This is a genomic window from Phenylobacterium sp. (genome assembly GCF_046590535.1).
Lineage (GTDB): Bacteria > Pseudomonadota > Alphaproteobacteria > Caulobacterales > Caulobacteraceae > Phenylobacterium.
In genome coordinates this window covers 1-10,038 of record NZ_JBKJTG010000109.1, presented here as the reverse complement: position 1 = coordinate 10,038, position 10,038 = coordinate 1, and the positions used below count along the sequence as shown (strand labels likewise).

The window sequence follows — 10,038 nt, the reverse complement described above, 5'->3', positions numbered from 1 at the left end:
GTCAAGGAACCGCTGAACCGTCGCTCCACGATCGACATCAACTTCTGATCTCGATCTAGACGGACTTTATCGAACTAAGCGGGAGCCCGGCCGAAAGGCCGGGCTCCTTCGCGTTTGGGACTAAAGCGGCAGCGGCTGGCCCAGTTCGCCGGCCAGGTCGCGGATGAACTGCCAGGCGACCCGGCCGGATCGGGCCCCGCGCAGCTGCGCCCATTGCAGGGCCCGGCGGTCCAGGTCCGGCGCCTTCAGGCCGTGGCGGCGGGCGTAACCCTGGACGGCTGCCAGGTAGGTCGCCTGATCCATCGGCGGGAAGCCCAGCCACAGGCCGAAGCGGTCGGAGACGCTGACATCCTCTTCCGCGTCCTCGGCGACCGCCACCAGGCCGCGGTCCTCGTCGTGACCGCGCGGCATCAGGTGGCGGCGGTTGGAGGTGGCTACGAACAGCACATTGGCCGGCGGGCCCGAGACGCCGCCTTCCAGGGCGGACTTCAGCGCCTTGGCCGCCGCCGCTCCCTCCTCGAAGGAGAGGTCGTCGCAGAGCACCACGAACTTCTCAGGTCGCACCCGCAGCTCGTCGAACAGGGCGGGCAGGGCGGTGACCTCGTCGCGGTCCACCTCCACCAGCTTCAGGTCTGCCGTCCCGGCGGCCACGGCCATGAAGGCGGCCTTGGCCAGCGAGCTCTTGCCCGCCCCGCGCACGCCCCAGAGCAGCGCGTGGTTGGCCGGCAGGCCCCGGGCGAACCGCGTCAGGTTCTCCACGAACCGCTGCTTTTGCCGTTCCACGCCAACCAGGCTCTCCAGCGCCAGGGGATAGTCGGGCGCAGGATGGAAGGCGCCTGCGGTCGGCTCGTGACGGAACAGGTGCGCGCCGGCGAACGACACCGGCTGGCGCACCGGCGGCGCCATGCGCTCCAGGGCGTCCGCGATCCGCGCCAGCAGGGGTTTCAGGTCGCTCTCCATGGCCGCGACGCTTAGCGCCCGCGCCGTTCCATTGCAAAAGCGGGGCGCAACGCATAGCTTCCGCCGACTTCGAACGGGGCCATCTTTCGGCCTCCCCCAAACGCCATCCGGAGAGGCCATGTTCGCCACGCCCGCCTATGCCCAGACCGCCGCCGCCGGAACCACCGGAGGACCGCAGGATCTGTTGATCCAGTTCCTGCCGCTGATCGGCCTGGTCGTCCTGTTCTACTTCCTGATGATCCGCCCGCAGCAGCGGCGGATGAAGCAGCACAAGACCATGCTGGCCGCCATCAAGCGCGGCGACACCGTGGTCCTGTCCTCCGGCATGATCGGCAAGATCGTGCGCGTCGAGGACAAGGAAGTCGGTATCGAAGTCGCCACCGGCGTCACCGTAAAGGTGGTCAGGGGGATGATCGCCGAGGTCCGCACCCGTGGCGAGCCCGCGGCCGCCAACGACGCCAAGGCCTAGGACCCACCGCTTCAGATGCTCAACCTCTCCCGCTGGAAGGTCCTGCTGGTCATCGCCTCCGTGGTGCTGGGCCTGCTCTTCGCCCTGCCCAATGTGCTGCCGCAGGACGTCCGGGACAGGCTTCCCGGCTTCCTGCCGAGCAACACCCTGAACCTCGGCCTGGACCTGCAGGGCGGCTCCTACCTGATGCTGGAGGTGGACACCCAGGCCCTGCGCGTCGAGCGCCTCACCAACATGGTCGAGGACGTCCGCACCCAGCTTCGCGACGGGCAGATCCAGTTCACCGACCTGGGCGTGGTGGACGGCGCCGTCGGTGTGCGGATCACCGACCCCGGCCAGGTTTCGGCGGCGGCCCGCCTGTTGCGCAACTCTGTGGGCGGTGTCCTGCCCGGCGCCAGCGGCGGTCGCGAGGTGACGGTCACCACGGCCGCTGACCAGCGTGTCCGGCTGGCCTTCGTGGCCGAGGCCTTCGACGCCCAGGCCGCCCGCGCGGTCGAGCAGTCCATGGAGATCATCCGCCGGCGGGTCGACGAACTCGGCACCCGCGAGCCCTCCATCCAGCGGCAGGGTTCCGACCGCATCGTCCTGCAGGCCCCGGGAGAGAGCGATCCGGAACGGCTCAAGGCCATCATCGGCCAGACCGCCAAGCTGAGCTTCCAGATGGTCGACGAGAGCGTCAGCGTCGCCGAGGCCCAGGCCGGCCGCATCCCACCGGGCTCCGAACTGCTGCCCAGCGAGGACAATTACTCCCCGGCCTACCTGATCAAGAAGCGCGCCGTGGTCACCGGCGAAATGCTCACCGACGCCCAGCAGGTCTACGACCAGCAATCCGGCCAGCCGGTGGTCAGCTTCCGCTTCAACGGCCAGGGGGCCCGGCGCTTCGGCGACACCACCGCCCAGAACGTCGGCAAGCGCTTCGCCATCGTGCTCGACAGGAAGGTGATCTCCGCACCGGTCATCCAGGGCGCCATCACCGGCGGCTCCGGCCAGATCACCGGCAGCTTCACGGTGGAGAGCGCCAACGACTTGGCGGTCCTGCTCCGTGCGGGTGCATTGCCTGCGCCCCTGACCGTGGTGGAACAGCGCACCGTGGGCGCCGAACTTGGCGCCGACGCCATCGCCGCCGGTCAGATCTCGGCGGTCATCGCGTTCGGCTCGGTGCTGATCTTCATGGTGCTGGCCTACGGCTTCCTGTTCGGCGGCGTGTCCCTGGTCGCCCTGGCGGTCAATGCGCTCTTGATCGTGGCCGCCATGTCCATGACCCAGGCCGCCCTGACCCTGCCGGGCATCGCTGGCCTGATCCTGACGCTGGCCGTGGCGGTGGACGCCAACGTGCTGATCTATGAGCGGATGCGCGAGGAGTACCGCGCCGGCCGCTCGACGATCGCCTCAATGGACGCCGGCTTCAGACGCGCCATGCTGACCATCTTCGACGCCAACATCACCCACCTGGGGGCGGCGCTGATCATGTTCTCCCTGGGCGCGGGCCCGGTGAAGGGCTTCGCCTGGACCCTGGCCATCGGGGTGTTCACCTCGGTGTTCACCGCCGTGCTGGTGACCCAGGTTCTGCTCGGGCTTTGGGTGCACACCACCCGGCCCAAGACCCTCCCAATCTCATGAGCGGCGAAATGTCCAAGTTCTCGGGCTGGTGGCCCCTCATCAAGATCCTGCCGGTCAAGACCAACCTGCAGTTCATGCGCTACACCAAGGTGCTGGGCGCGATATCGCTGGCGGCCAGCCTGGCGGCGATCTTCCTCACCGTGTGGCCGTTCACTCCGCCGTGCGGCGGGCTGAACTGCGGCGTCGATTTCCGCGGCGGGACGGTTCTGGAACTGAACACGCCGCAGCCGGCGGACCTGGGCCGCATCCGCGCCACCCTGAACGGCCGCGGTCTCGGCGACGTACAGGTGCAGGCCTTTGGCAGTCCCAACGACGCCCTGGTGCGGTTCGAGGCGCCGGAAGGCGTCGACGGCTCCCAGGCCGTGGACGGCGCCAAGGCGGCGCTGACCCAGGCGCTCGGCCCCGTGAAATTTGTCCGCACCGAACTGGTGGGGCCCAAGGTCTCCGGCGAACTGTTCCGCAACGGGGCCATCGCCCTGGTGCTCGGGATCACCATGATGATGGTCTACATCTGGTTCCGGTTCGGCCTGACCTTTGGTATCGGCGCCGCCGTCGCCCTGCTGCACGACGTGACCCTTACCTTCGGCCTGTTCGCAGTGACGGGCATGGAGTTCACCCTCACCACCATCGCCGCGATCCTGACCATCATCGGTTATTCGGTGAACGACACCGTCGTCGTGCTCGACCGCATCCGAGAGAACTTGCGCAAATACAAGCGCATGCCGCTCGCCGAGGTGATCGACCTGTCGATCAACGAGACCCTGTCGCGGACCGCCATCACCGGGGTGACCGGCCTCATGGCGCTCACCGGCCTGGCGGTGTTCGGCGGCGAGCCGCTGTTCGGCTTCTCCATCGCGATGATCTTCGGGATCGTGGTCGGCACCTATTCCTCCTTCCTGATCGCCGCCCCGGTGCTGCTGCTGCTGGGCGTCCGGCGCGGCGAGGAAGAGCCTGAAAAGCCCATCACGCCGGGTCAGATCCAGCGGACCTGATCGGGTGGCGAGGGATGCCCCGTCCATCGACGCCTATGGCGAGGGCGGTTTCCGGCTGTCCGGCGTCCGGCACGAAGGCTCGATGCTGATCCTCGGCGACCTGGCGTACCCCTGGCCGGTGGCCAGCCTGGCCGACCTGACACCCCTGAGCCTGGAGCCGGTGCTGGCCGCCGGCCGCGCCCAGGTGGAATTCCTGCTGCTGGGCGTCGGCGCCCGCAACGCCCAGCCCCCGCGCGCCGTGCGCGACGCCCTGCAGGCCTGCGGCGTCGGCCTGGAGTTCATGGACACCCCCGCGGCCGCCCGCCTCTACAACGTCCTGACCTCCGAAGGCCGCCGCCTGGCGGCCGCGCTGATCGCCGTGTGAGACCTCCGCCGCAGTCGCTTTCGTGCTGTGGCGAAACGCCCTATACCTCGGGGCCAGGGCAGCATTCTGGGAGGGCATCAGATGGCCGGGCTACTTTCGAACTTCCGCAACACGATGATCGTCAGCGTCATTCTGGCGCTGATCATGGTGGGCGCCTACGCCATGGGCCCGCAGGGCACGGGCGAGATCTTCTGGCAGGCCGTGTTCCGCTGGCTGCATGTGTTCTTCGGCATCCTTTGGATCGGGCTGCTCTACTATTTCAACTTCGTCCAGATCCGGAAGATGCCGGAAATCCCCGCCGAGCTTAAGCCGGCGGTGTCCAAGTACATCGCCCCCGAGGCGCTGTTCTGGTTCCGCTGGGCGGCGCTGATCACCGTGGTCATGGGCCTGATCGTGGCCGTCATCCGCGGCTATGCGCACGAGACCATGACCCTGGGCCTGGCCGGCGGCTACGACCCCGTCGCTGATCCGCAGAACGCCATGCTGGGCCTGGGCATGTGGCTGGGCATCATCATGATGATCAACGTCTGGGCGTTCATCTGGCCGAACCAGAAGCGCGCGCTGGGCATCGTCGAGGCGGACGCCGACACCAAGGCCAAGTCGGCGCGCACGGCCATGCTGTTCTCGCGCACCAACCTTCTGCTTTCGATCCCGATGCTGACCTCCATGACCATGAGCCAGACGATCTACGGCTGACGGCGGAACAAAGGATTTGTGGAAGGCCCGCATCGCGTGCGGGCCTTCTGCGTTTGAAGCCTTCTGATGAATGAAGACAACGACCTGGGCGGCCTGGTCCGCCGCGTCGATCCGGACCGCTGGCTGTCCAGCCGATTCATCGGCGATGCCCAGGCCCGCGCCGACGTGGTGGCCCTCTATGCCTACGACCATGAACTGGCCCGCGCGCCGAAGGTGGCCTCCAACCCGCTGATGGGCGAGATCCGCCTGACCTGGTGGCGCGAGGCCTTGGACGAGATCTTTTCAGACCGCCCGGTGCGCCACCACCCCACCGCCCAGGCGCTGGCCTTTGTGGTGGGCCGCCGCGACCTCCCGCGGGCCCCGCTGGAGGCGATGATCGACGCCCGCTACCGCGAGCTCGACCCTGCGCCCCTGAGCGAGACCGAGGCGCTGGACTGGTCGCGCGACACTGGCGGCCTGGCGGCGGAGCTGGCCGCGGCGATCCTCGATCCGGCCACGGACGCGCGGCTGGCCCTGGCCGCCGGCTCCGCCTGGGCGCTCGGCCGCAGGCTGGCGGCGTCACCGGAACTGCAGCCCGCCTTCGACAATGTGCTCACCGCCGCCCGCAGCGCCACCCGCTCCCTGAGCGTCACCGCGTTCCCGGCCGTGGCCCATGCGGCCCTGGCCGTGCGCCCTGCGAAGTCGGACATCTCGCGGCGCCTTCGCCTGACCCTGGCCGTGGCGCGGGGCCGGATCTAGCCGGGCCGACACCGCCCCCGTCTGCTACTCGGCGGCCATCGCCGCAATGTCGCGGCTCCAGGCGTCCAGGTCGGCCAGGGCCCGCTCGCCCACCAGCCGCTTCTTGGCCCGCCCGCGCTCCTTGCTGGGCAGGCGCCGCCCGTCCGGCCCGCGTTTAGGTCCTTCGAGGGCCGGCATCAGGCCGTAGTTGATGTTCATCGGCTGGAACGAGCCCTTGCCACCGTCCAGGTGGCCGCCGGTGATATGGCCGATCAGGGCGCCCAGAGCCGTCGTCGCTGGCGGCGGGGCCGGTTGGGACCCCAGCCGCTCGGCGGCGGCGAACCGGCCGGCCAGCAGGCCTATCGCGGCGCTCTCCACATAGCCCTCCACCCCGGTCACCTGGCCCGCGAACCTCAGCCGCGGGTCGGCCTTCAGCCGCAGCGAGCCGTCCAGCAACCGGGGGCTGTTCAGGAAGGTGTTGCGGTGCAGGCCGCCGAGCCTGGCGAACACTGCCTTCTCCAGCCCCGGGATCGTGCGGAACACCTGCGTCTGGGCGGCGTGCTTCAGCTTGGTCTGGAAGCCCACCATGTTCCAAAGCGTGCCCAGGGCATTGTCCTGGCGAAGCTGCACCACCGCCCAGGCCTTGACCTGCGGATCGTGCTCGTTGGTCAGGCCCACCGGCTTCATCGGCCCGTGGCGCGGGGTCTCGCGGCCGCGTTCGGCCATAACCTCGATGGGCAGGCAGCCGTCGAAATAGGGGACGTTCTCCCAGTCCTTGAACTCCGTCTTAGGTCCGGCCAGGAGGGCGTCGATGAAACCCTCGTACTGGGCCTTGTCCATAGGACAGTTGATGTAGGCCGCCGCGTCGCCGCCGGGGCCTTCCTTGTCGTAGCGCGACTGGCGCCACGCCACGCCCATGTCGATGCTCTCCAGGTGGACGATGGGCGCGATGGCGTCGAAGAACGACAGTTCATCCTCGCCCGTCAGCTTCAGGATCGCCTGAGACAGGGCAGGCGACGTGAGGGGGCCGGTGGCGACGATCACGCTGTCCCAGTCGGCCGGCGGCAGGCCTGCGACCTCCTCGCGCGCTATGGTCACCAGGGGGTGGGCCTCCAGCCGCGCGGTCACCGCCTGGGCGAAGCCGTCGCGGTCCACGGCCAGGGCGCCGCCGGCCGGCACCTGGTGGGCGTCGCCGCAGGCCATGATGATCGAGGAGAGGGCCCGCATTTCCGCGTGCAGCAGGCCCACGGCGTTGCCCGTCCAGTCGTCGGCCCTAAACGAGTTGGAACAGACCAGTTCAGCCAGCCGGTCGGTGTGATGGGCGTCCGTGCCGCGCACTGGGCGCATCTCATGCAGCACCACGGGAACGCCCGCCTGGGCGATCTGCCAGGCGGCCTCCGAACCGGCCAGGCCGCCGCCCACCACATGCACAGGTTTGGTCGTCATGGGGGGCTAACTAGCAACGATCGCCGGCCACGGCGAGGCAGGCCTTGCGCCCGCGGCGGCGGGCCCGCACTTTGGCCCCCTAAGGGCGGCCGACTCGTGTGCTGCACAGTCAGGCCAAGGGACACGAATGAACGGTTTTTCGGCGAGCGAAGCCGCCTTGGAAGGCTTCCGCCTCACCCGGGAACGGCCGGGTGCGATCCTGGCGTGGAGCGGGCTCTACGCCTTCGGCATGGCGATCATCGCCTTCATCATGGTCACCAGCCTGGGCGAGGAGGCCATCGCCATCGCCCGCAAGGGCCAGCTCGGGCCCGAGGACATCGACGCCATCGCCGGGCGCCTGGCGCAGTCGGCGCCGGCCTTCGTGCTGATCCTGGTGCTTGCCGTGGCGCTGATGTCGATCCTCACGGCGGGGATTTACCGGCTGGTGCTCAGGCCGGGCGAGAAGGGCTTCGCCCATCTGCGTCTTGGCGGGGACGAGCTGCGGCTCACCGCGGTGAACCTGGTGCTGTTCGGCGTGGGCATGGTCTGCCTGCTGGCCGGCTTCATCGCCGCCGCCGCGGCGGAACAGGCGGCGCCGGGCATGGCGGTAGTCGCCGCCGCCGTCGTCGGCGCCCTGACCATCTGGGTGGGGGTACGGCTGTCGATGGTCACCCCGATGACCTTCGCGGCCCGCCGGATCACCCTCGGTCCCGCCTGGGAGCTGACCCGCGGGGCCTTCTGGCCGCTTCTGGGGATGATCGTCCTGGCGGTGATCTTCTATGTGATGATCTGGCTGCTGATCACCATCATCGGCATCGCCATCATCAACCTGTCGGGCGGCCAGCAGGCCATGACCGACGTCTCCGCCATGGGCCCCATGACCCTGATCGCCACCCTGGTCACCGTGGTCATGCAACTGCTGCTGTCGGTGCTGCAGGTGGTGATGATCTACGCGCCCTTCGCCGTGGCCTACCAGCAGCTGCATGGCGACGCGCCAGCCAATCCCCTGCGCAACCACGTCAAGGCGGACTGACCGGCCATGGACGGTCGGGCCAGCAGCTTCTCGGCCAGCGACGCGGCCATCGATGGCTTTCGGGTGATCGGCGAGCGCTGGCGGGTGATCGCCGGCTGGTCGCTGTTCAATCTCGTGGCCCTGGTGGCCATGGTGGTGATCACCGCCCTGATGATCTTCATCGTCGCGGCCACCGCGGGGTCGCAAGCCCAGGCCACTTCCCTGGGCGGCGTCATCGGCGGGGTTGGCGGCGGCCTGGGCACGTTCCTGATCGAGGTTATCATCGTCGCGGCTATCTACAGGCTGCTTCTGCGGCCCGACGAACCAGCCTTCCTGCATCTGCGGCTGGGCGGCGACGAGTTCCGCCTCCTGGGCGTGTGGCTGATCGTCGGCGTCTGCGCCGCGGTGCTCGGTGCGGCCGGGGTCTACGCGGCCACGGCGGCAGGCCAGCGGGCGGGCTTCGCCGCCGGCCTCGCGACCGCGTTGCTGGTCATGGCCGGGATGATCTACCTGGCGCTGCGCTTCGCCCTGGCGGCCCCGATGACCTTCACCGACCGGCGGTTCCGGTTCATGGCCTCCTGGCGAATGACCCGGGGCCGGGTCCTGCCGCTCCTGGGGATGAGCGCGCTCACCCTTTGCCTGTTGCTGCTGATCGCCGTCGTCGGCTGGATCGCGCTTTCGCTGGCCATCTGGGCGGCCACCGGCTTCAACGACCTGGGCTTGCTCAGCATGTCGGATCCGGACCACCTCACCGCGCGGCCGGCCGCCTACCTGACCCAGCTCGCCGCCCAGTTGCTGTTCGCCCCGTTCCTCTGGGTGATCTCCCAGGCGCCCCTGGTGGCGGCCTACCAGGCTCTCTCCAAGGCCGACTAGGCCTCGGCGCTGGGCCTCGCCGAGACCCGCGCGTGCCAGGCCTTCAGGTTGGCGAACTCGTCTTCCAGCGGCAGGCCGATCCAGCCGGCGAAGTCCACCGTGGTGAGCAGGCAGATGTCGGCCATGGTGTAGGCGCCGCCGGCGACGAAGTCTCGGTCCTCCAGCTCACGGTTCAGCCACTTCTGCGCGCCCTTGTAGGTGTCCTTGTTGGACTCTCCGAAGTCCTTGAACTGGGTCAGCAGGGCCGCCGTGCGCGGGTGGGCGTGGCGCCAGAACATGCCCACCGGCGTCATCACCGTGAACTCGACGCGGCGCACCCACATGTCGATGATTGCCTTCTCCACGGCCGTGGTCCCGAACAGCGCCGGCTGCGGCTGGATCTCCTCGAAGTAGCGGCAGATAGCCACCGTCTCGGAGATGCACGTGCCGTCATCCAACTCCAGAGTGGGCAGCTGGCCCATGGAGTTCTTGGCGCGGAACTCGACCGCCTTGTGCTCGCGCTTCATCATGTCCACCCGGGTTTCGGGCAGGTCGATCCCCTTCTCCGCCAGGAAAATGCGCACCCGGCGCGGGTTCGGCGCCGGATTCGGCGCGCCATAGAGGATCATGGGGAGGCTCCAATCTCTCAAAAGAATGGAGCTAGGCTATTTCGAACGTGCGTTTGAAGCTACGCCCTTTTCCGCTGCGCCCCGGCCCGTTGGCGGTGACGCTCCAGCAGGTCGGCCAGGTAGCGGCCGGTCCAGCTGCGGGCCTCGGCGGCCACGGTTTCCGGGGAGCCGCAGGCGACGATCTCGCCGCCGCCGTCGCCGCCTTCGGGGCCGAAGTCCACCAGCCAGTCGGCGGTCTTCACCACGTCGAGGTTATGCTCGATGACCACCACGGTGTTGCCCTGGTCGACCAGTTCGTGGAG

11 protein-coding genes and 1 pseudogene are annotated in these 10,038 nt (G+C 68.9%); 8 read left to right on the top strand and 4 right to left on the bottom strand.

Features of this window, described 5'->3' with window-relative positions; all coding sequences use genetic code 11:
• Positions 1-120 precede the first annotated feature (120 nt).
• Positions 121-960: an ATP-binding protein gene (locus tag ACLL81_RS06695; RefSeq protein ID WP_411287571.1), complete on the bottom strand. Its 840-nt coding sequence runs from the start codon at positions 958-960 to the stop codon at positions 121-123.
• Positions 961-1,078: 118 nt separating this feature from the next.
• Between ACLL81_RS06695 and yajC the strand changes: the two genes are divergently transcribed.
• The 6 genes from yajC (at position 1,079) to ACLL81_RS06665 (ending at position 5,839) form a co-directional block, all read left to right on the top strand.
• Complete coding sequence (gene yajC / locus ACLL81_RS06690; protein WP_411287570.1) at positions 1,079-1,429, top strand: preprotein translocase subunit YajC; 351 nt, start codon at positions 1,079-1,081, stop codon at positions 1,427-1,429.
• 15 nt (positions 1,430-1,444) lie between these two features.
• Positions 1,445-3,049, top strand: coding sequence for a protein translocase subunit SecD (gene secD, locus ACLL81_RS06685; RefSeq protein WP_411287569.1), 1,605 nt, complete (start codon positions 1,445-1,447; stop codon positions 3,047-3,049).
• Between the two features lie 8 nt (positions 3,050-3,057).
• Positions 3,058-4,041 carry a protein translocase subunit SecF gene (secF, locus tag ACLL81_RS06680; RefSeq protein WP_411287568.1) on the top strand — a complete coding sequence of 328 codons (984 nt, stop codon included), beginning with the start codon at positions 3,058-3,060 and terminating at the stop codon, positions 4,039-4,041.
• A gap of 4 nt (positions 4,042-4,045) precedes the next feature.
• On the top strand, positions 4,046-4,405 hold the full coding sequence (locus ACLL81_RS06675; RefSeq protein ID WP_411287567.1) for an Mth938-like domain-containing protein: 360 nt from the start codon (positions 4,046-4,048) through the stop codon (positions 4,403-4,405).
• A gap of 81 nt (positions 4,406-4,486) precedes the next feature.
• Positions 4,487-5,101, top strand: a complete 615-nt coding sequence (locus ACLL81_RS06670; RefSeq protein WP_411287566.1) for a hypothetical protein — start codon at positions 4,487-4,489, stop codon at positions 5,099-5,101.
• Positions 5,102-5,167: 66 nt separating this feature from the next.
• A complete protein-coding gene (locus tag ACLL81_RS06665) occupies positions 5,168-5,839 on the top strand; it encodes a squalene/phytoene synthase family protein (protein ID WP_411287565.1) in 672 nt (223 codons plus the stop codon).
• Positions 5,840-5,863: 24 nt separating this feature from the next.
• On the opposite strand, the gene trmFO is transcribed toward ACLL81_RS06665, so the two are convergent.
• On the bottom strand, positions 5,864-7,264 hold the full coding sequence (gene trmFO / locus ACLL81_RS06660; RefSeq protein WP_411287564.1) for a methylenetetrahydrofolate--tRNA-(uracil(54)-C(5))-methyltransferase (FADH(2)-oxidizing) TrmFO: 1,401 nt from the start codon (positions 7,262-7,264) through the stop codon (positions 5,864-5,866).
• Between the two features lie 127 nt (positions 7,265-7,391).
• Between trmFO and ACLL81_RS06655 the strand changes: the two genes are divergently transcribed.
• Entirely contained in the window at positions 7,392-8,276 is an 885-nt protein-coding gene (locus ACLL81_RS06655; protein WP_411287563.1) for a hypothetical protein, read from the top strand.
• A gap of 6 nt (positions 8,277-8,282) precedes the next feature.
• The gene (locus ACLL81_RS06650) at positions 8,283-9,128 is read left to right on the top strand and encodes a hypothetical protein (protein WP_411287562.1); all 846 of its coding nucleotides are present in this window, start codon (positions 8,283-8,285) and stop codon (positions 9,126-9,128) included.
• On the opposite strand, the gene ACLL81_RS06645 is transcribed toward ACLL81_RS06650, so the two are convergent.
• Both ACLL81_RS06645 and ACLL81_RS06640 read right to left on the bottom strand, forming a co-directional pair.
• Positions 9,125-9,736, bottom strand: a complete 612-nt coding sequence (locus ACLL81_RS06645; protein WP_411287561.1) for a glutathione S-transferase family protein — start codon at positions 9,734-9,736, stop codon at positions 9,125-9,127. The genes ACLL81_RS06650 and ACLL81_RS06645 overlap by 4 nt on opposite strands.
• 59 nt (positions 9,737-9,795) lie before the next feature.
• Positions 9,796-10,038, bottom strand: a pseudogene (locus ACLL81_RS06640) (ethanolamine utilization protein); the annotation flags it as partial.